General features: G+C 63.6%; 16 protein-coding genes and 2 pseudogenes. 11 read left to right on the top strand and 7 right to left on the bottom strand.

Going from position 1 to position 19,648, the window contains the following annotated elements; genetic code table 11:
- Positions 1-2: 2 nt before the first annotated feature.
- Positions 3-1,505, bottom strand: coding sequence for a lysine--tRNA ligase (gene lysS / locus ACFFP0_RS10900; RefSeq protein WP_377260282.1), 1,503 nt, complete (start codon positions 1,503-1,505; stop codon positions 3-5).
- Positions 1,506-1,677: 172 nt separating this feature from the next.
- Complete coding sequence (gltX, locus tag ACFFP0_RS10895) at positions 1,678-3,135, bottom strand: glutamate--tRNA ligase (protein ID WP_377260280.1); 1,458 nt, start codon at positions 3,133-3,135, stop codon at positions 1,678-1,680.
- A gap of 262 nt (positions 3,136-3,397) precedes the next feature.
- Here gltX and ACFFP0_RS10890 point away from each other — a divergent pair, with 262 nt between their 5' ends.
- On the top strand, positions 3,398-3,943 hold the full coding sequence (locus ACFFP0_RS10890; RefSeq protein WP_377260278.1) for a glutathione peroxidase: 546 nt from the start codon (positions 3,398-3,400) through the stop codon (positions 3,941-3,943).
- A 48-nt stretch (positions 3,944-3,991) separates the two neighbouring features.
- Here the strand turns inward: ACFFP0_RS10890 and ACFFP0_RS10885 are convergent, their stop codons facing one another.
- The 3 genes from ACFFP0_RS10885 to ACFFP0_RS10875 all read right to left on the bottom strand — a co-directional run bounded on the left by ACFFP0_RS10885 (position 3,992) and on the right by ACFFP0_RS10875 (position 6,000).
- A complete protein-coding gene (locus ACFFP0_RS10885; RefSeq protein WP_377260276.1) occupies positions 3,992-4,384 on the bottom strand; it encodes a barstar family protein in 393 nt (130 codons plus the stop codon).
- Positions 4,385-4,444: 60 nt separating this feature from the next.
- Positions 4,445-5,203 carry a TerC family protein gene (locus ACFFP0_RS10880; RefSeq protein ID WP_377260274.1) on the bottom strand — a complete coding sequence of 253 codons (759 nt, stop codon included), beginning with the start codon at positions 5,201-5,203 and terminating at the stop codon, positions 4,445-4,447.
- Between the two features lie 95 nt (positions 5,204-5,298).
- Positions 5,299-6,000, bottom strand: a complete 702-nt coding sequence (locus tag ACFFP0_RS10875; protein WP_377260272.1) for a TetR/AcrR family transcriptional regulator — start codon at positions 5,998-6,000, stop codon at positions 5,299-5,301.
- A 132-nt stretch (positions 6,001-6,132) separates the two neighbouring features.
- Here ACFFP0_RS10875 and ACFFP0_RS10870 point away from each other — a divergent pair, with 132 nt between their 5' ends.
- The 3 genes from ACFFP0_RS10870 (at position 6,133) to ACFFP0_RS10860 (ending at position 10,630) form a co-directional block, all read left to right on the top strand.
- Positions 6,133-7,347, top strand: coding sequence for an HlyD family secretion protein (locus tag ACFFP0_RS10870; protein ID WP_377260270.1), 1,215 nt, complete (start codon positions 6,133-6,135; stop codon positions 7,345-7,347).
- Between the two features lie 17 nt (positions 7,348-7,364).
- A complete protein-coding gene (locus ACFFP0_RS10865; RefSeq protein WP_377260268.1) occupies positions 7,365-8,945 on the top strand; it encodes a DHA2 family efflux MFS transporter permease subunit in 1,581 nt (526 codons plus the stop codon).
- Between the two features lie 266 nt (positions 8,946-9,211).
- Complete coding sequence (locus ACFFP0_RS10860) at positions 9,212-10,630, top strand: hypothetical protein (RefSeq protein WP_377260266.1); 1,419 nt, start codon at positions 9,212-9,214, stop codon at positions 10,628-10,630.
- Between the two features lie 2 nt (positions 10,631-10,632).
- Here the strand turns inward: ACFFP0_RS10860 and ACFFP0_RS10855 are convergent, their stop codons facing one another.
- Positions 10,633-11,064, bottom strand: a complete 432-nt coding sequence (locus ACFFP0_RS10855; RefSeq protein WP_377260264.1) for a hemophore-related protein — start codon at positions 11,062-11,064, stop codon at positions 10,633-10,635.
- Positions 11,065-11,248: 184 nt separating this feature from the next.
- Between ACFFP0_RS10855 and ACFFP0_RS10850 the strand changes: the two genes are divergently transcribed.
- On the top strand, positions 11,249-12,274 hold the full coding sequence (locus ACFFP0_RS10850) for a LacI family DNA-binding transcriptional regulator (protein WP_377260262.1): 1,026 nt from the start codon (positions 11,249-11,251) through the stop codon (positions 12,272-12,274).
- Between the two features lie 109 nt (positions 12,275-12,383).
- Entirely contained in the window at positions 12,384-13,838 is a 1,455-nt protein-coding gene (xylB, locus tag ACFFP0_RS10845) for a xylulokinase (protein WP_377260260.1), read from the top strand.
- Positions 13,839-13,845: 7 nt separating this feature from the next.
- Here the strand turns inward: xylB and ACFFP0_RS32075 are convergent.
- Positions 13,846-13,964 (bottom strand): annotated as a pseudogene (locus ACFFP0_RS32075) (endonuclease domain-containing protein); the annotation flags it as partial.
- Between the two features lie 48 nt (positions 13,965-14,012).
- Between ACFFP0_RS32075 and xylA the strand changes: the two are divergent.
- The 5 genes and pseudogenes from xylA to ACFFP0_RS10820 all read left to right on the top strand — a co-directional run.
- Positions 14,013-15,323 (top strand): xylose isomerase, encoded by a 1,311-nt coding sequence (gene xylA, locus ACFFP0_RS10840; protein ID WP_377260258.1) that lies wholly within the window; start codon positions 14,013-14,015, stop codon positions 15,321-15,323.
- A gap of 288 nt (positions 15,324-15,611) precedes the next feature.
- Positions 15,612-17,135: a sugar ABC transporter ATP-binding protein gene (locus ACFFP0_RS10835; RefSeq protein WP_377260256.1), complete on the top strand. Its 1,524-nt coding sequence runs from the start codon at positions 15,612-15,614 to the stop codon at positions 17,133-17,135.
- The gene (locus ACFFP0_RS10830; protein ID WP_377260254.1) at positions 17,135-18,136 is read left to right on the top strand and encodes an ABC transporter permease; all 1,002 of its coding nucleotides are present in this window, start codon (positions 17,135-17,137) and stop codon (positions 18,134-18,136) included. The genes ACFFP0_RS10835 and ACFFP0_RS10830 overlap by 1 nt, the downstream gene beginning before the upstream one ends.
- Positions 18,137-18,228: 92 nt before the next feature.
- The gene (locus ACFFP0_RS10825; RefSeq protein WP_377260252.1) at positions 18,229-19,179 is read left to right on the top strand and encodes a substrate-binding domain-containing protein; all 951 of its coding nucleotides are present in this window, start codon (positions 18,229-18,231) and stop codon (positions 19,177-19,179) included.
- A 175-nt stretch (positions 19,180-19,354) separates the two neighbouring features.
- Positions 19,355-19,648 (top strand): annotated as a pseudogene (locus ACFFP0_RS10820) (sugar phosphate isomerase/epimerase); the annotation flags it as partial.

Genomic DNA, 19,648 nt, shown 5'->3' with positions numbered 1-19,648 from the left:
GATCAATCCTGCTTGTTGCGGCGCGCCGGGAAGAGGATGACGTCGCGGATCGACGGCGAGTCGGTCAGCAGCATGACGAGGCGGTCGACGCCGATGCCCAGGCCCCCGGCGGGCGGCATGCCCTGGTCCATGGCGTCCAGGAATTCGTCGTCGAGCTGCTTTTCCTTCTCGCCGCGGGCATGCGCCTGCTCGAGCTGCTCCACCATGCGGCGGCGCTGCTCTTCCGGATCGTTGAGCTCGGAGAAGGCGTTGCCGAGTTCCCAGGTGTTGCAATAGGTCTCGAAGCGTTCCACGAGGCGCGGATCGCCCGGCACTTCCTTGGCGAAGGGCGAGATGTCCTTCGGGAAATGCGTGACGTGGCTCGGCTGGATCAGCGTCGGCTCGACCTTTTCCTCGAAGATGAAGGCGAGGCATTCGCCCCAGGTCCAGTCCTTCTCGACCTCGAAACCGGCGGCCCTGGCGGCGGCGCGGGCTTCCTCGTCGGTCTTGATCGCCAGGAAGTCGATGCCGGTCGCTTCCCTGACGGCGTCGGGCATGGGCACACGCTTGAACGGGCCCTTGAAGGAAAGTTCCTTGTCCTGGAATTTGAACTCGGTCGAGCCGTGGATGGCCACGGCGAGCTGGGCGAACATGCGCTCCACGAGGTCCATGATGTCCTCGTAGTCCGCATAGGCCCAGTAGCACTCCATCATCGTGAATTCCGGATTGTGCCGGGTCGAGACGCCTTCGTTGCGGAAGTTGCGGTTGATCTCGAAGACCTTGTCGGTGAGGCCGGAGACCAGCGTGCGCTTCAGGAACAGTTCCGGCGCGATGCGCAGGTACATGTCGAGCTTCAGCGTGTTGTGATGCGTCTTGAACGGCTCGGCGGTGGCGCCGCCATAGACCGAATGCAGCATCGGCGTCTCGACTTCCATGAAGCCGTCGTTTTCCATGAAGCGGCGGATGCCCGAGACGATGCGGCTGCGCTGCTGGAAGCGCAGCTTGGATTCCTCGTTGGTCATGATGTCGAGATGGCGCTTGCGGTAGCGCAGCTCGATATCCGAGAGGCCATGCCACTTCTCCGGCATCGGCAGCAGCGACTTGGTGAGCATGATGATCGACCGGGCGTTGATCGTGAGCTCGCCGCGCTTGGTGCGGCGCACGACTCCGGTCACGCCGATGATGTCGCCGATATCGATCAGGGAGAGAAGCGCGCGGGCTTCTTCCGGCGTCGTATCCTTGTGGGAGAAGATCTGCACCTTGCCCGAGGCGTCATGGATGTCCATGAACATGCCGGAATTGCGCGAGGAATAGACCCGGCCGGCGACCGTCACGATGTCCTGGGTCTCCACGTCGGCTTCGAGGTTCTTGTATTTCTCGGCCAGTTCCGCGTTGGTCAGCGTGCGGTGGAAATGCGCCGGATAGACGTCTCCCACCTTCTCGCGAAGGATGGCGAGCTTCTGGGCGCGCACCTGCGTGGCGTCGGAGGAGAGGGCGGTCTCGTTTGTCGTGTTGTTGTCGGTCATCTTAGTTGCCTTTTCGGCGGCGTTGCCGCAGATCAATTCCCATGCCGGAGCCCTAGCCCCCTCACCCTACCCTCCCCCCCGGGTGGAGAGGGGACTGGAATATGCCGCCGATGCCGCGGTCCTCTTCTCCCCTCGGGGAGAAGGTGCCGGCAGGCGGATGAGGGGGGCGGGCTCAGGCCGCGCTTCCCACCATCGAAGCCACCACCGTCGCGGCGATCTTCAGCCGCTGGCGTACGACGGAGCGGCCGAGCAGCGCCATTGAGTCGAACAGCGGCAGCGAGCGTGACGAGCCGGACATCGCAACGAAAAGCGGCGGGGTCACGACGCGCAGCTTCTTGCCGAGCCTGTCGGACACGGCACGCAGCTCGGCATCGATCGTCTCGACATTCCATTCGAGGATCTTTTCGAGATCGGCCTGGACGGTGTTGACGATTTCCAGCGTCTCGGCGGGGCTGGTTTTCAGGCCCGCGAACGAAGCCGGGGTCAGGCCGACATCGGAGGACAGCAGGAAGCCGGCCAGATTCGGCAGTTCGCCGAGCCTGGAAATGCGGCTCTGCGACAGCTTCAGGCCTTCCGTCAGGCGTTCGTTCTCGGAGGCCCATTCCAGCGTGCGGCCGATGAATTCCTCCGGTGAAAGCTTCTCGCGAATCCAGCGGCCGTTCAGCCAGTCGAGCTTCTGGATGTCGAAGATCGCACCCGCCTTGGAAAGGTTCTCCGGGTCGAACTTCCCGGTGAGTTCGTCCATCGTCAGCAGTTCCTCGCCCTCGGCGATCTGGATGAAGAACAGGCCGAGGAAATTCATCAGCGCTTCCGGCAGATAGCCGAGCGCGGAATAATAGGAGATCGAGGTCGGGTTCTTGCGCTTCGAGAGCTTCGACTTGTCGGCATTGCGCATCAGGGACAGATGCATGAAGACCGGCTGCTCCCAGCCGAAATAGCGGTAGAGCAGGATGTGCTTCGGCACGGATGCAAGCCATTCCTCGCCGCGCGCGACGTGGGTGATCTTCATCAGGTGGTCGTCGATGACATTCGCCATGTGGTAGGTCGGCATGCCGTCGGCCTTGATCAGCACCTGCATGTCGACCGAATCCCACGGGATCGACACGTCGCCATAAACGCCGTCGTGGAATTCGCAATTGCCCTCGGTCGGGATCTTCATGCGGATGACGGAGGCTTCGCCCGCCGCCACGCGCGAGGTCACTTCTTCGGCCTTCAGGTTCAGGCACAGGCCGTCGTATTTCGGCGGCTTGCCCGCGGCGCGCTGCGCCTCGCGCATCTCCTCGAGCCGCTCGGGCGTGCAGAAGCAGCGGAAGGCGTGTCCCTTGTCGAGCAGTTCCTGGCCGTAGGGCTGGTACATCGCCTTGCGGTCGGACTGGCGGTAGGGGCCGTAGGGGCCGCCGACATCCGGGCCTTCCGACCAGGTCAGGCCGGTCCATTTCAGGGCATCCAGCACCTTCTGCTCGAATTCCAGCGTGGAGCGCGTGGCATCCGTATCCTCGATACGCAGGATGAAGGTGCCGCCGTGCTTCTTGGCGAAGAGATAGTTGAACAGGGCGATATAGGCGGTGCCGACATGCGGTTCGCCGGTGGGCGAGGGGGCGATGCGGACGCGGGGGCCGGTCGTGCTCATGGATGCTACTCGATCTTGGCGCCTCGGCGGCGCGAATAATTCTTGTGAGAATGTCGATTTTGGCAGGCCTTAGCGCATATTCAGGTGCGGGCGTCAAGGTTTTTGGGCGCATATCCGCCCTGATCTGCCGGGCCGCGGCCGGGCATGGAGCCCGCCGGCGGGCTGGCGCGGAGGGAGGCCCGGAAGGGACGCTGGACAATCAGGTCCGTTGGAATAGTTTGTGACCGTCTGCCGATTTGCTGTTTTTCATGGAGATTTGTCGATGAGTGATGTTCTGAATATTCCCGTCAAGCTGGCCGACGGCCGCGAGACCTCGCTTTCCGAATACAAGGGGCAGGTGATGCTGGTCGTCAACGTCGCCTCGAAATGCGGCCTGACGAAACAATACGAAGGTCTCGAAAAGCTCTACGAGGACAAGCGTGGCAAGGGCTTCGTCGTCACCGCCTTCCCGGCAAACAATTTCAAGGGGCAGGAGCCCGGCACGGATGCCGAGATCGTCGAGTTCTGCACGCTCACCTACGACGTGAAATTCCCGATCTTCTCGAAGATTTCCGTCAAGGGCGAGGACAAGCACCCGCTTTACAGGGAACTGACGGAATCCGGCGTTCCCACCACCGGCGACGGCCCGATGAAGGAGAGGCTGCGCGGCTTCGGCACGGAGGTCGCCGACGACAACGAGATCGTCTGGAATTTCGAGAAGTTCCTGATCGGCCGGGACGGCCGGATCGTGGCCCGCTTCGCGCCCGATGTGACCGCCGAAGACAGCCGGCTCGTCGCGGCGATCGACAAGGAACTGGCGAAGAGCTGACAGGAAGCGCCCCGGAAGGCTGGGTTTTTCCGCCCGACCGGGGCCGGCCTAGCAGGCGAGCAGCTCGATATTGGGATGGTCGGCTATGATCTGCAGCACGATCTCGAAATAGGTCTCGCCTGTGCCATTCTCCAGAGCGGCTAGGTCCTTGCCGATCCTGTCCGAGTCGTATGTCTCGGGATGCCGCAGCTTGTCGCGGTAGAATGTCCGTGTAAGATCAAGGCCGAGGTCGGCCCTGTTCTTTTCCATGTTCAGCCAGACCAGCGCCACGGGTTCGTTGCCATTGATGGCGCCGAAGCCTCCGTAAAGAAGGTCGTTCAGTGCATCGAGGTTCGGGCCGAGCTTCCAATTCTCGTTGGCCATGAACACGCGGTTGATCTCCTCATAGAACGAGGAGATGTCGCGGATGTTGTCGCCGTCTATGGCAATGGTCTTTTTCAAAACGTTCTGCTTCGCGCGTGGTTCCGTCCGGACCGGCTCGCCCGGACAGGAGGCGGTCCGTCAATGCAGCGTCTCTTCGCCGCCCTTGTTTCGCTTGCGGGCGTTTCTCGCGATCATGTTCAGCACCTCAACCAGCGCCGAGAAGGCCATGGCGGCATAGACGTAACCCTTCGGGACATGGAAGCCCATGCCTTCGGCGATCAGCGTCGTGCCGATCATCAGGAGGAAGGCGAGCGCCAGCATGACGATCGTCGGGTTCCTCTCGATGAAATTGGCGAGCGGGGTGGCGGCCACCAGCATCACGGTCACCGCGACGATGACGGCGACCACCATGATCGGCAGGTGCGGCGTCATGCCAACGGCGGTGATGATGCTGTCGATCGAGAAGACGAGGTCGAGAAGCAGGATCTGGCCGATGGCGGAGGCGAAGGTGGTCGTCGCCGAGCTTGCGATGAAGTCCTCGCCGTGATCCTCGGGATCGACGTTGTGGTGAATTTCCTTGGTCGCCTTCCAGACGAGGAACAGGCCGCCGGCGATCAGGATCAGGTCCTTCCAGGAAAAGCCGTGGCCGAAGGCCTCGAAGAGCGGATTGGTGAGCTGGACGATCCAGGCGATGGTGCCGAGCAGGGCCAGCCGCATGATGAGCGCCAGCCCGATGCCGATGCGCCGCGCCCTCTCGCGGTGCTCGGCCGGCAGCTTGTTGGTGAGGATGGAAATGAAGATCAGGTTGTCGATGCCGAGCACGACTTCCATGACGACGAGCGTAACCAGCGCCACCCAGGCGGCCGGGTCCGTAAGCAGCGCAGCGATCTCCTGCATTCCCATCCTTTCTCAATCTCGAGGCGTAACAGCCCCACCGATTTAAGGATCGGGAACGCAAAGACAAGAGGAGGTTGTGCAACAACCCGTCGAAATCAGGCGTGTTCGCGTGCTTTGGCGGTCACGGGCGCGTCGTGGTTTCCATAGGCGGCCATGAAAACGCGGATGGCGCCCCTGACGACGTGATCCAGTTCCTTTTGCGGCGGAACGTCCTGGAGGTCGCCGAACAGCCGGAACTTGAAGAACGTGCCGCTTGCCATCTCGATGAATTGCCGGGCAGCCAGGTCCGTGTCCTCGACCTTGATGTTGCCGAGCGCCACATGCCGCTTGATGAAGTCGTCCAGGACGGTGCGGACGTTCATCGAGGAGGAATTGAAAAACTGCCGACAGAGGCTCGGCATGCGGTCCACGACGCCGATCACCGTGCGCATCGCGTTGATCACCTGCGGGGAGGTGATGTGCGCGGCAAAGCCCATGCCGAAGCGGTAGAGCCCGTCCTCGACCTCCTCGCTGCCGGCCAGGATATCGCGCATCCTGAGGGTGATGCGCTCGCGCTCCTGCGCGACGATCGCGCCGAACAGGTCTTCCTTGTTCTGGAAATAGACGTAGATCGTGCCCTTCGAGACACCGGCCTCACGGGTGATGTCGTTCATGCTCGCCGCGTGGAAGCCGAGCTTCATGAAAACGCGCTTCGCACCGTCGATGATCTGTTCCCGCTTCACGGGGTCCGCGCCTGCCGCGAAACGTCCGGCTGGACCGGGATCGGATCTTTCCAGCTTCCTCGTCTGCCTGGCCATTTCAATGCCTTTTTTAACCTTTTCGAACCGAGCGGTTCGATTGCTCTTGATATGTGTCATCGAAAGGTCTATGTCAAGCGCATTGAACCGAGCGGTTCGATGAAGACTGTACTCCCAACACGGTAATAGACCATGACGGCTCCTCAGAATGCCGGCGCGCTGCGCGCCGTGACGATGGACAATGCAGGCCCTGTGGAAGCGGAAGCCCGCAAGAGCGAGCCGGCGGCGGAAAAGCCCGCCGCGGCCGAAGCGATCGCGGCGCCCGCCGCCGCCAAGGCGCCCGAACAGAAGAAGCGGCGTGGTTTCCTGCTGCCGGTCATCGCGCTCGCCCTCCTCGGCGGTGCGGCATGGTACGGCTACGACTGGTGGGTCGACGGCCGGTTCCTCGTCTCGACGGACGACGCCTATGTGGAAGGCGATCTCGCCGTCATCTCCCCCAAGGTATCAGGTTACGTCGCCAAGGTTAATGTCGTCGAGAACCAGTCGGTCAAGGCCGGCGATCCGCTCGTCACCCTCGATGACGGCGATTACAGGCTGGCGCTTGAAAAGGCCGAAGCCGCGATCGAATCCGCCAAGCTCGCGATCTCGCGCATCGACGCGCAGATCGTCGGCGCCCAGGCGGCGCTTGCCCAGTCCAAGGCGCAGCAGGGTGCCCTGGAGGCCGCCGTCCGCGGCGCCGAGATCACCTACAAGCGCGCCAGCGAGCTTGCCGCGAAGTCCGTCGGCACGGCGGCCGATCTCGACAACGCCCAGATCGCGCTCGAACAGGCCCGCGCCAATCTCGTCGCCGGCCAGGCGGCCGTCGCCTCCGCCGACGCGAATATCGGCCTGCTGCAGGCGCAGCGCAAGGAAGCGGTCAACACTGTCCGCACCCAGGAGCTTGCCCGCGACCAGGCCCAGCGCGACCTCGACTTCACGGTGCTCAAGGCGCCCTACGACGGCATCATCGGCAACCTCGCCGTCCAGACGGGCGACCTCCTTTCCGTCGGCAAGCGGATCGCCTCGCTCGTGCCGCTGACCGAGCTTTATATCAAGGCGAATTTCAAGGAGACCCAGATCGGCCATCTGGAGCCGGGCTCGAAGGTTCGCGTGCATGTGGATGCCTATGAAGACCATCCGATCATCGGCACGGTCCAGTCGATCGCGCCTGCCTCGGGCGCGGTCTTCTCGATGCTCCCGCCGGAAAACGCCACGGGCAACTTCACCAAGGTCGTGCAGCGCGTGCCGGTCCGCATCTCGATCCCGCAGGAGGACCTGGAACGCGAGCACCTGCGTGCAGGGCTGAGCGTCGTGGTCGACGTCGACACCCGCACCGCCCCGGCCGGCAACGCGGTCGCCGCCAAATAAGCGCAAGGAGAACGGCCATGGCAACCGCAACGGCCGTAGCGGGCGCAAGGCCCGCAGACCCGCCGATGGACCGACGGAAGGTCATCGCCTTCTTCGCGATGGTCTTCGGCATGTTCATGTCGATCCTCGACATCCAGATCGTGTCGGCCTCGCTTTCCGAAATCCAGGCCGGCCTTTCCGCCGGCTCGGACGAAATAGCCTGGGTGCAGACTTCCTACCTGATTGCCGAAGTCATCATGATCCCGCTGTCGGGAACGCTGGCGCGCATCGTCTCGACCCGCGTGCTTTTCACCGTCTGCGCCGGCGGCTTTACGCTTGCCAGCGCGCTTTGCGCCACCGCGTCCAATATCGAGCAGATGATCGTCTACCGGGCGCTCCAGGGCTTCATCGGCGGCGGCATGATCCCGTCGGTCTTCGCGGCGGCCTTCACCATCTTCCCGCCGTCGAAACGCAGCATCGTCTCGCCGATCATCGGCCTGGTCGCCACTCTCGCGCCGACGATCGGCCCGACGGTCGGCGGCTACCTTTCCCACGCCTTCTCGTGGCACTGGCTTTTCCTCGTCAACATCATCCCCGGCATCCTCGTGACCGCCGCCGCGTGGAGCCTGATCGACTTCGACAAGCCGCAGCTTCACCTGATGCGGAAGTTCGACTGGTGGGGGCTCTTCTCCATGGCGGTGTTCCTCGGGTCGCTGGAATACGTGCTGGAGGAAGGCAACAACAAGGACTGGTTCAGCGACGAGCATATCGTCATCGGCACGGTCTTCATCTTCGTCGGTGCCGTGGTCTTCTTCTGGCGCGCCTTCCGGGTGGAGTTCCCGGTGGTGGATCTGAGGGCCTTCGCCAACGCCAATTTCGCCTTCGGCTCGCTTTTCTCCTTCGTGATGGGCGTCGGCCTCTACGGCCTCACCTATCTCTATCCGCTCTATCTCGGCCGCATCCGAGGCTATGACTCGCTGATGATCGGCGAGACCATGTTCGTCTCCGGCCTTGCCATGTTCTTCGCGGCGCCGATCGTCGGGCGCCTGACGAACGTGCTCGACCTGCGCCTGATGATGGCGGTTGGCTTCGGGGGCTTCGCGATCGGAACCTGGATGATGACGGGGATCACCGGAGACTGGGATTTCTGGGAGCTGTTCCTGCCGCAGATATTGCGCGGCGCCTCGATGATGATGTGCATGGTGCCGATCAACAACATCGCGCTCGGCACCCTGCCGCCGCAGCGCATCCAGGGCGCCTCGGGTCTCTTCAACCTGACCCGCAACCTCGGCGGCGCGGTGGGCCTTGCCATCATCAACACCATGCTGACGCAACGGACCGACGAGCACTATGCCCGGCTGTCCGAGCATGTGAACTACGGCAATCCCGCCGCGCTCGACTGGCTGAACAATGTCGGCGGGAACTACAGTTCCTACGGCCTGGACGGCAGTTCCGTGGCGTTGCAGAAGCTCTCCGGCATCATTACCCAGCAGGCTTGGCTGCTGTCGTTCGCGGATGTCTTCCTGCTGCTGACCGGCCTCTTCGCCAGCCTCATCCTCTTCGTTCTCCTGATCGCCAAGCCGGCGCGACCTGCAGGTGCCGGTGGGGGCGGGCACTGATCACAACCCTCCACCGCCGGAAGGGGCTGCCACATCTGTGGCGGCCCTTTTCTTTTAGTTGACTTTACTTCCAGATATTCTACTTTAAGGACGCTGTTTCTTGGCAATCGACCAAGGAAGGCACTCCAGAAAATAGTACCTAAACGCAGGAGGCTGCGGGTTCAAATCCCGTCTCTCCCGCTCTATGGGAGAGTAGCTCAATGTCAGAGCGTCTGCTTGGCACTAGGGGCGCCACGGTTTCGCACTGGCGCCCCGTCTAGCCGATCATGCTGCTATCCCTGTCCTTTCCCGTCTCCGATCTGAGAACGTTCTTCGCCGATGGGCTCGGGCATGTCGGCGTCGACTTCAGTTCGCTGACCCAGCAGGAGCGGAACAGCCATTTTCTCCGTTCGGCCGGGCTGTCGCGGCAGCGCATGTGGGGCGAGAACCCCCATGCCGCCACCGAGAAATACTATTTCCCCCTGCATCGCATCTGCGAGCTTCAATTGCCGGAACCCGCCGACGAGATTTCGAAATGGCACGCCCGGGCGCGTTCCATACGCTACTACCAGCTCGATTCCGCCTGCGGGCGGATCGACCTGAATGTCGTGGCGCGCCCCGATGGCGAGAAGGTGGACATCGACGGCCTGTGGGATCACGTCAGGAAAGGCGGCCTCGGAATCTCGCACCGCAACCCCCGCGAATGCGCGCTGGACAAGGCCGGCAGGGAGCTTTGCCGCCTGTTTCAATCCCGCACGACCGCCGAGCCGGTATTGCGCCTGGGTCCGATCGTCGATGCCGTCTTCTCGGCGCCGCCCGTGGTGTTCTTCGAGGCGAAGGCCTCGGAAATCGGACCGATCCCCAAGTTCTTCAGCCGGGTCCAGATACAGGTCGCCGATATCCGGCTGTATTACGGCTTCCTGCCGACGAAGGAGGTGGCGTGGCTGATCGTCCGGGACAGTATCGAGCGCGATGTCTTCATGTCGGCCCGTGCGCTGCGCATCTATCTCAGCCATTCCTATTGCCACCAGGCCAATTTCCGCAACCTCTCGCGCAACATGCCGGCGATGCTGGACAAGGTCGACGACGACCAGATCCTCTACGAGGGATATACCAAGTATATGATCGAGAACGGACGTTATATCGCGTCGTTGCGCAAGTCGGCGAGCGAGCAGTCAGGCGTCGATCTTGCCACCATCGCCACGCTCGCCGAGGACATGGTCAGGGCGGACGAGATAGAGGCGATCATGGCGCGGCATTCCGAGATGACCAGCCGCCAGAACGTCATAAACAACATCCGCCGGCGGCTTCACGAGGATTCGCAGTTCAACGAGGCCAAGCAAGCCAGTCCGACCACCCAGAATATCATCGCGTTCTTCGGAACCGTTGAAAACGTCCGGCAGGTCGCGGGCGAGGGCCGGAACGGGAAAGGTATTTCGCGCGAGCAGCTCCTCGACGATTTCCTGGACCTGTTCCACCTTACCGAGATCGTCGCCATCGACGTGACCCGGGAACGGCGCTTCGAGATCATTTCGCTGCTGACGGACATGGAATACGCCATCAAGGAATACCGCGATCCCGTCGGCGTGGTCAGGAAGAAGATCGGGCGGCTGCGCTCGCTCACGACGAGGATTGCCCGCGGCCGCTCCAAGCTCGACCGCGTCCTTCTCAAGTTCGAGCGTTCCCTGGGCGACCTGCAGGCCTGACGCTACATTTTCTGCTTGACGTCCTTGACGGTTCCGCCGATCGCGCGGATGCGCTGCTCTCCGCTCTCGTCCATTTCCTGCGACGCGCCTTCGATCAGGCCGCCTTGCTCGGCCGCAATCTCCTGAACCCTCTGCGGGCCGCCGAGGATTGCGGTCAATTTGTCCGCCGTATCCGGATTGGCTTCGAGATATTCCAGGAGCGCCTTTTCGAAGACTTCGCGGATGGGCTTGCTGTTCTTGTCGGCCGCCAGAAGTTCGGTCGCCGGACCGAGTTTGCGGTCCGACTCGACGGCCGGAAAAATGACCGTCCAGATCTCCTGCGCCTTTTCCCAGGCCGCCTCTCCGGCCTTGGCGGCAAATTTCTTTCCGCCTTCCACCAGGTAGGGCGCAATCAGACCGGCGATGGAGGTGGCAAGCGAAACCAGAACCGACATGACGTCTCTCCTCTTCCCCAAAATGTCCTTACCCGCAATTGTTGCATATCTGTGTGTCATTTTCAATAAAGTTGCAGGTCTCCGGCGCCGGCATTCCGCCCGGTCACCGGCTCGGATGGGACCTGAGATTTTTTTGATTTACGTACCTCAGAAATTGGGCTACGACCTTCCCGGGGAGGCGTCCATGAAACCCACGGTCCACGACATCGCGAAAATCGCAGGCGTCAGCCTCGCCACGGTGGACCGTGTGCTGAACGGCCGTCCCGGCGTGCGTTCCATCACCCGCTCTAAGGTGGAGGAGGCGATCGCCGCGCTCGGTTACGTGCGCGATCTCGCGGCCGCCAATCTCGCCAAGAGCCGCACCTATTCCTTCGTCTTCATCCTGCCGGAGAACGACAATTCCTTCATGATCGGCCTTCGCGAGGAGGTGCGGGGGGCGATTTCCCGGTCGAGTGCGGAGCGCACCCATATCCGCATCGCCGACGTGCCGCCCTTCGATCCCGAGGCGCTTGTCGCCGCGCTCGAAAAGGCGATCGCCGACAAACCGGCCGGGGTCTCCTTCGTGGCTCTCGACGCGCCGGAAGTCCAGGCGGCCGCCAGGCGGGTGACGGCGGCGGGCATCCCGATCGTCACGCTGGTTTCCGACCTTCCGGATTCTCCGCGGGACCATTATGCCGGCATCGACAATATCGCCGCGGGCCGCACGGCGGGCAGCCTGATGGGGCGTTTCCTGAGCGGCCGCGAAGCCACCGTGGCGGTGCTCGCCGGCTCGATGCTGGTGCGCGACCACCGCGAGCGCCTGGAGGGGTTTTCGGCGGCGATCGGCGAGGCTTTCCCGGGCATCCATATCCTGCCGGTGCTGGAAGGCCGCGACGATCCGGCGCTTGCCGAGACGATGATTTCCGACGCGTTGCGCCGCCACCCCGACATGGCCGGCATCTACAGCCTGGGCGCGGGCAATCGCGGCCTCATCCGCGCCATCCGGAAGGCGGACGTGCCGAAGCGTCCGGTCGTCATCGCCCATGAACTCACCGTTTCGACGCGGGCGGCCCTTGCGGACGGCATCATCGACGCCGTGCTGAACCAGGACGCGGGCCACGAGGTCCGCAGTGCCATCCGCGTGCTCAAGGCCAAGGCCGACGGCCTGCCGGTGCTTGCCGCGCAGGAACGCATCCGCATCGACATCTTTCTGAAGGACAATCTGCCCTGAGCGCCAGGGTATCCCGACCGGCGCATGCCGAAAAGTGTGAAGCGGTTTGCGGAAGAGATGCGCTGCAAACAAAAAAGGCCGCGAACGCGGCGGAATTAGGAGAAACACCATGTATCTCGGTCTCGATCTCGGCACATCCGGCGTCAAGGCGATGCTGATCGACGGCGATCAGAAGATCATCGGCTCGGCGAGCGGCTCGCTGGACGTGTCGCGCCCGCATTCCGGCTGGTCGGAGCAGGACCCCGCTCACTGGGTCCGCGCGACGCAGGACGCGGTTGCCGGCCTCAGGGCGAAATTCCCGAAGGAGCTTTCTGCCGTGAAGGGCATCGGGCTTTCCGGCCAGATGCATGGTGCGACGCTGCTCGACGTTGAGGACAAGGTGCTGCGTCCCTGCATCCTGTGGAACGACACCCGCTCCCATGCGGAGGCCGCGGCGCTGGACGCCAATCCGATCTTCCGCAAGCTTACCGGCAATATCGTGTTCCCGGGCTTTACCGCGCCGAAACTCGCGTGGGTGAGGAAGAACGAGCCGGACATCTTCGCCCGGGTCGCCAAGGTCTTGCTGCCGAAGGATTATCTCCGCCTGTGGCTGACCGGCGAGCATATTTCCGAAATGTCCGATTCCGCCGGAACCTCCTGGCTCGATACCGGTGCGCGGAAATGGTCGCCGGACCTGCTCGCCGCCACCGGTCTTTCGGAAAAACAGATGCCGTCGCTGGTCGAGGGCACGGAACAGGCCGGGAAGCTGCGCGCCGAACTCGCGTCCGCCTGGGGAATTTCCGGTGACGTCGTGGTGGCCGGCGGGGCAGGGGACAATGCGGCGTCCGCCTGCGGCATGGGCACGGTCGCGGCCGGCAACGCCTTCGTTTCGCTCGGCACGTCCGGCGTCCTCTTCGCCGCCAACGCATCCTATCTGCCGAAGCCGGAAAGCGCCGTGCACGCCTTCTGCCACGCGCTGCCGAGGACCTGGCATCAGATGGGCGTCATCCTGTCGGCCACCGATGCGCTCAACTGGTATTCGCACATCGCCGGCAAGGCGGCAGCGGAGCTGACGCAGGAACTCGGCGAGGTGCTGAAGGCGCCGACCGGCGTCACCTTCCTGCCGTATCTTTCCGGCGAGCGCACGCCGCACAACGATGCGGTCATCCGTGGCTCGTTCATCGGGCTTGGCCATGAAAGCGACCGTGCGGCGCTGACCCAGGCGGTGCTGGAGGGCGTGACCTTCGCGATCCGGGACAATCTGGAGGCGTTGAAATCCGCCGGCACGTCGATCTCCCGCGTGACCGCGATCGGCGGCGGTTCGCGTTCGCGCTATTGGCTCGCCTCGATCGCGACGGCGCTCGGCGTGCCGGTCGATATTCCGGCGGACGGCGATTTCGGCGCGGCCTTCGGTGCGGCCCGGCTCGGCCTTGTCGCGGCCACGGGCGCCGATCCGCTTGCGGTTTGCACGGCGCCGGAGACGGAGGAAACCATCGATCCGGTCTCGGCGGTGTCTGGGGCCTATGAGGCGGCGTATGCGCGGTATCGGGCGGCGTATCCGGCGGTCCGGTCGCTGGCGAGCTGAGAGTGTGAGGCTTCCCCCTCATCCGCCTGCCGGCACCTTCTCCCCCTGGGGAGAAGAGAAACGCGGCGGCGCCTCAATCCCCTTCTCCCCGGCGGGGAGAAGGTGGCCCGAAGGGTCGGATGAGGGGCCTTACCCGCTGAACACCGAATTCGAACCCACAAGGAGGAACCAACCATGAGCACAGGCTTTTTCGGAGATATCCAGAAGATCAGGTATGAAGGCCCCGAGAGCACCAATCCGCTGGCCTTCCGTCACTACAATCCCGACGAGATCGTCGCGGGCAAGCGCATGGAGGACCATCTGCGCTTCGCGGTCGCCTACTGGCACACCTTCACCTGGCCCGGCGGCGACCCCTTTGGCGGCCAGACCTTCCTGCGCCCGTGGTTCGAGGATTCCATGCAGGCGGCCAAGCTGAAGGCGGATGTCGCCTTCGAGTTCTTCAACCTGCTCGGCGCGCCCTTCTATTGCTTCCATGACGCGGACGTTCGCCCGGAAGGCAGGACCTTCGCGGAGAATACCAGGAACCTCAACGAGATCGTCGACTATTTCGAGGAGAAACAGGCCGCGACCGGCGTCAGGCTGCTCTGGGGCACGGCGAACCTCTTCTCCAACCGGCGCTACATGGCGGGCGCGGCCACCAATCCGGACCCGGACGTCTTCGCGTTCGCTGCGGCGACCGTCAAGACCTGCCTCGACGCCACCAAGCGCCTCGGCGGTTCCAACTACGTGCTGTGGGGCGGCCGCGAGGGTTACGAGACCATCCTCAACACGGATTTCACCCGCGAACTCGACCAGATGGGCCGCTTCCTCAACCTCGTGGTCGAATACAAGTACAAGATCGGCTTCGAGGGCACGATCCTCATCGAGCCGAAGCCGCAGGAGCCGACCAAGCACCAGTACGATTTCGACGTCTCGACCGTCTATGCCTTCCTGCAGAAGAACGGACTGGAAAACGAGGTGAAGGTCAATATCGAGCAGGGCCATGCGATCCTTGCCGGCCATTCCTTCGAGCATGAGATCGCCATGGCGAATACGTTCGGCATCTTCGGCTCGATCGACATGAACCGCAACGACTACCAGTCCGGCTGGGACACCGACCAGTTCCCGAACAACGTGCCGGAAATGGCGCTTGCCTATTACCACGTCCTTTCGGGCGGCGGTTTCAGGAATGGCGGCACGAACTTCGACGCCAAGCTGCGCCGCCAGTCGCTCGATCCGCAGGACCTCTTGATCGGCCATATCGGCGGCATGGATTGCTGCGCCCGCGGCCTCAAGGCTGCGGCGAAGATGATCGACGACGGCGCGCTGAAGACCCCGCTCGACGCCCGCTACGGCAAGTGGGACAGCCCCGAATACCAGAAGATGCTGCGCGGGGAATACAAGCTGGACGACATCGCGTCCTGGGTGGAGAAGAACAACATCACCCCCGAGCCGGCTTCCGGCCGCCAGGAGTATCTGGAAAACGTGGTGAACCGGTATGTGTGAGCCAGTCGTGCCTCGTCTTCTCCCCGTTTCCGGGGGGAGGACGCCGGCAGGCGGATAAGGGGTTCGGCAGCCACGGTTTCACCGGGAACAACCGGCGGAAGAGTTTTCAATGCCCTGTCTCACATGTTCGCGTGCGCCGGGCAAATCTGCTTTACGTACCTCAGAATCTAGGCTAGCGTCTCTGGCGGGAGGAGTTCGGGTGCAGTCTATCGTTTCCATACACGCTGTCGGTATGACGACGGTCCGGTGTCCGGAACCGTGCGGCCTTCGTCTGGCGGAGGCCCTGTGATGGCTGTGGCCGAGGCGAATTCTTCCGCTTCGCTGCTGGAGGCGGCAGGCCTTTCCAAGACATTCGGCGTCGTCGAAGTGCTGAAGGACATCAGCCTCGCCGTCCGCGCCGGCGAGGTTCATGCCATCATCGGCGAGAACGGCGCCGGCAAGTCGACGCTGATGAAGATCCTGGCGGGCAACCTGCCGCCCACCCGGGGCGAGATCAGGATGGACGGGGAGGCGGTCGCCTTTTCCGGGCCTGTGGATGCGGAATATCGCGGCATCGTGCTGGTGCACCAGGAAATCCTGCTGGCGCCCGACCTGACCGTCGCCCAGAACATCTATCTCGGCCGCGAACTCGGGAAGGGCTTTACGGTCGACGACCGCGCGATGAACGAGGGGGCGGCAAGGGCCATCCGGGACCTCGGCGGAGATATCGACCCGAACGCCATTGTCGCGCGCCTCTCCATCGCCCAGCGTCAGCTCGTGCAGATCGCCCGCGTGCTGCTCGTGCCGCATCGCATCGTCATCTTCGACGAACCGACCGCGTCGCTGACGCCGCACGAGACCGAGGCGCTGCTCAAGGTCATCAAGGACATCCGCGCCAAGGGCGTCGGGGTGCTCTACATTTCCCACCGCCTGCCGGAGGTGAAAGAGATCGCCGACCGGGTCACCGTGCTGCGCGACGGCCGCCTCGTCGCGTCCCATGCGGCAAGCGAGCTGCAACCTGCCGACATGGCCCGCCTGATGGTCGGCCGCGATGTGGCGAAGCTCTATCCGGATCGCCATGCGGCCGCGGTGCGCGAGGTCGTGCTCAAGGTCGAGCATCTCAACGTGCCGGGCCATGCGCAGGACGCGTCCTTCGAGCTCCGCAAGGGCGAGATCCTCGGTTTCGCCGGCCTGGTCGGCGCCGGCCGCACGGAGCTGATGGAAGGGCTCGTCGGTCTTCGGCCCGGCCGCGGCGCGATCCGCCTGAACGGCCAGCCGGTCGATTTCCCCAGCGTGCATGCGAGCCTCAGGGCAGGCATCGCCTATCTCTCGGAAGACCGCAAGGGCAAGGGCCTGCTGCTTGCCAAGGACCTGCGCGTCAACCTGACGCTCGCCTCGCTCGGCCGGTTCGTCGGTGCGCTGCAGATCGATCGCAAACGGGAAGGCGAGGCGCTCGACCGGGCGATCCGTGAATTCGACATCCGCACCGGAGCCAAGGACATCCTGGCCGGCCAGCTTTCCGGCGGCAACCAGCAGAAGCTGCTGCTTGCCAAGATGATGATGCTCGATCCCTCGATCGTCATCATCGACGAGCCGACGCGCGGCATCGACATCGGCAACAAGGAACAGATCTACAAGTTCATCGCCAGACTGGCCGACGAGGGGCGTTCGATCATCGTCGTCTCCTCCGAAATGCCGGAGCTGATCGGCATCTGCGACCGCATCCTCGTGATGCGGTCCGGCCGGATCGTCGGCGAGGTGACGGGAGAGCATATGAACGAGAACGAGATCGTCGTGCTTGCGACAGGCGTCAAATCCGGGGAGGCCGCGTGATGAGTTCCGTCGCGACCGAAACGGCCAAGGCGCCCAGGACCTCGAAAGACTGGGACATGGCGGCGATCGCGCCGTTCATCGCACTCGCGCTGCTGCTCGTGCTCGGTTATTTCGCCAATCCGAACTTCATCTCCGTCGCCAACCTCACCAACGTCATCACCCGCAGCGCCTTCATCGCGATCATCGCGCTCGGCGCGACCTACGTGATCTCGTCCGGCGGGCTGGACCTTTCCGTCGGTTCGATGGTCGCGTTCGTGGCGAGCCTGATGATCCTGTTCATGAATTCTGGCGCCGTCGCCGACCCGATGTTGATGCTGGTCACGGCGATGCTGCTGGCGATCGCGCTCGGCGCCGCCTGCGGGCTGGCGAACGGCCTCATCACCACGATCGGCCGGATCGAGCCTTTCATCGCGACGCTCGGCACGATGGGCATCTATCGCGGGCTGACGACCTGGCTTTCCCAGGGCGGGGCGATCACGTTGCGCGACCGCGAGCTGCAGGCGCTTTACCGGCCGGTCTATTTCGGCTCGGTCGCCGGCATTCCGGTGCCGATCATCATCATCTTCGTCACCGCCGCGATCGCCGCCTTCGTGCTCTACCGCACACGCTACGGCCGGCATGTCATCGCGGTCGGCTCCAACGAGGACGTGGCGCGTTATTCCGGCATCTCGGTCAACAGGGTGCGCACCGTCGCCTACGTGGTGCAGGGGCTCTGCGTCGCGGTCGCCGTGCTGCTCTACGTGCCGCGCCTCGGTTCCACCTCCGCCACGACCGGCATCCTGTGGGAGTTGCAGGCGATCACCGCTGTCGTGGTCGGCGGCACGGCGCTGCGGGGCGGCGTCGGGCGCATCTGGGGCACGATCTGCGGCGCTTTCATTCTCGAGATCGTCGGCAACATCATGCTGCTTTCGAACTTCGTCAGCGAATACCTGATCGGCGCCATCCAGGGGGCGATCATCATCATCGCCATGCTGGTGCAGCGGTCGCTGATGCGCAAGTGAGGCGTGGCGAGCAGGGGAAATTGGCCGGGCTTTCGGGTCGCGCCCTGCCTCGGACATGCAAGACCCCATGATAAACTGAGGGAGAGAGAAACATGCGCAGACAAATTTTGGGCCTGGCCGTCGCGGCGCTGGCCCTGGCTGCGGGCGCGGCATACGCCCAGGACAAGAAGGTGACGATCGGGGTTTCCATTCCGGCCGCGGACCACGGCTGGACCGCCGGCGTCGTATTCCATGCCGAACGCGTCGCGAAGCTGCTGATGGCGGAGCACAAGGGGCTCAACGTCATCCTCAAGACCTCTCCGGACCCGGCCAGCCAGGCGAACGCGCTGCAGGACCTGGATGTCCAGGGGATCGACGGTCTCGTGATCCTGCCGACCGATCCGGACCCGCTCGTCAACGCCATCCAGCAGGTCAAGGACAAGGGCCGCTTCGTTGCGCTCGTCGACCGGGCGCCGTCGAGCAACGACAATTCCGTCCGCGACCTCTACGTCGCCGGCAACAATCCGGCGCTTGGCGAGGTTGCGGGCCAGTACATCGCCAAGACCACGCCGAATGCCCAGGTCGTCGTCATCCGCGGCCTGCCGATCCCGATCGACCAGCAGCGCCAGGACGGTTTCGACAAGGGCATCGCGGGCTCCGGCGTCAAGATCCTGGAACGCCAGTACGGCAACTGGAACCGCGACGACGCCTTCCGTGTCATGCAGGACTACCTCACCAAATATCCGAAGATCGACGTGGTCTGGTGCCAGGACGACGACATGGCCGTCGGCGTCCTTGAAGCCATCAGCCAGGCCAAGCGCACCGACATCAAGTATGTCGTCGCCGGCGCCGGTTCCAAGGACATGATCAAGCGTGTCATGGATGGCGACAAGATGGTTCCGGTCGACGTTCTCTATCCGCCGTCGATGGTGGCGACGGCCATGCAGCTAACCGCCGCGCATTTCTACGATCAGGTCCCCGTCAGCGGCACGTATATCCTCGATGCCACGCTGGTGACGAAGGACAATGCCAAGGACTTCTACTTCCCGGATTCTCCGTTCTGATTTCCGGGTAGGCTTATGCACGGAGCCCCCTCATCCGCCTGTCGGCGTTTTCTCCCCTTGGGGAGAAGGGAAAAGTGGCACCGTCGCCGTTCCTCCTCTCCCCTTGGGGGCGAGCGGAGCGGAGGTCGGGTGAGGGGCCGTATTCTCGTCGCTCGTTTTTTAAGGAGGAAATATTATGAAGACGATGAAGGGCCCTGCTTTGTTTCTGGGTCAGTTTGCGGGAGATGTGGCACCGTTCGACAGCTGGGACGGGATCACGCGGTGGGCTTCGGAGAAGGGGTATGTCGGGGTGCAGGTGCCGACGTGGGCGGGCCGGCTCATCGATCTGAAGAAAGCTGCCACGTCGAAGGATTATTGCGACGAATTCGCCGGCGTGGCGCGTCGGAACGGCATCGAGGTGACGGAGCTTTCGACCCACCTGCAGGGCCAGCTCGTCGCGGTGCATCCGGCCTATGACGAGGCCTTCGAC

Source organism: Neorhizobium puerariae, from assembly GCF_042429745.1.
Lineage (GTDB): Bacteria > Pseudomonadota > Alphaproteobacteria > Rhizobiales > Rhizobiaceae > Neorhizobium > Neorhizobium puerariae.
The sequence above is the reverse complement of the archived record's forward strand: the minus strand, read 5'-3'. Positions and strand labels throughout refer to the sequence as shown.

What these genes read in the sequence shown, in the direction of transcription:
- ACFFP0_RS10875 (WP_377260272.1), bottom strand. Translation starts at nt 6,000, where the DNA reads ATGGCCAGGCAGACGAGGAAGCTGGAAAGATCCGATCCCGGTCCAGCC.
- ACFFP0_RS10865 (WP_377260268.1), top strand. Translation starts at nt 7,365, where the DNA reads ATGGCAACCGCAACGGCCGTAGCGGGCGCAAGGCCCGCAGACCCGCCG.
- xylA (WP_377260258.1), top strand. Translation starts at nt 14,013, where the DNA reads ATGAGCACAGGCTTTTTCGGAGATATCCAGAAGATCAGGTATGAAGGC.
- ACFFP0_RS10855 (WP_377260264.1), bottom strand. Translation starts at nt 11,064, where the DNA reads ATGTCGGTTCTGGTTTCGCTTGCCACCTCCATCGCCGGTCTGATTGCG.
- ACFFP0_RS10860 (WP_377260266.1), top strand. Translation starts at nt 9,212, where the DNA reads ATGCTGCTATCCCTGTCCTTTCCCGTCTCCGATCTGAGAACGTTCTTC.
- gltX (WP_377260280.1), bottom strand. Translation starts at nt 3,135, where the DNA reads ATGAGCACGACCGGCCCCCGCGTCCGCATCGCCCCCTCGCCCACCGGC.
- ACFFP0_RS10835 (WP_377260256.1), top strand. Translation starts at nt 15,612, where the DNA reads ATGGCTGTGGCCGAGGCGAATTCTTCCGCTTCGCTGCTGGAGGCGGCA.
- ACFFP0_RS10880 (WP_377260274.1), bottom strand. Translation starts at nt 5,203, where the DNA reads ATGCAGGAGATCGCTGCGCTGCTTACGGACCCGGCCGCCTGGGTGGCG.
- ACFFP0_RS10870 (WP_377260270.1), top strand. Translation starts at nt 6,133, where the DNA reads ATGACGGCTCCTCAGAATGCCGGCGCGCTGCGCGCCGTGACGATGGAC.
- xylB (WP_377260260.1), top strand. Translation starts at nt 12,384, where the DNA reads ATGTATCTCGGTCTCGATCTCGGCACATCCGGCGTCAAGGCGATGCTG.
- ACFFP0_RS10890 (WP_377260278.1), top strand. Translation starts at nt 3,398, where the DNA reads ATGAGTGATGTTCTGAATATTCCCGTCAAGCTGGCCGACGGCCGCGAG.
- ACFFP0_RS10830 (WP_377260254.1), top strand. Translation starts at nt 17,135, where the DNA reads ATGAGTTCCGTCGCGACCGAAACGGCCAAGGCGCCCAGGACCTCGAAA.
- ACFFP0_RS10850 (WP_377260262.1), top strand. Translation starts at nt 11,249, where the DNA reads ATGAAACCCACGGTCCACGACATCGCGAAAATCGCAGGCGTCAGCCTC.
- lysS (WP_377260282.1), bottom strand. Translation starts at nt 1,505, where the DNA reads ATGACCGACAACAACACGACAAACGAGACCGCCCTCTCCTCCGACGCC.
- ACFFP0_RS10825 (WP_377260252.1), top strand. Translation starts at nt 18,229, where the DNA reads ATGCGCAGACAAATTTTGGGCCTGGCCGTCGCGGCGCTGGCCCTGGCT.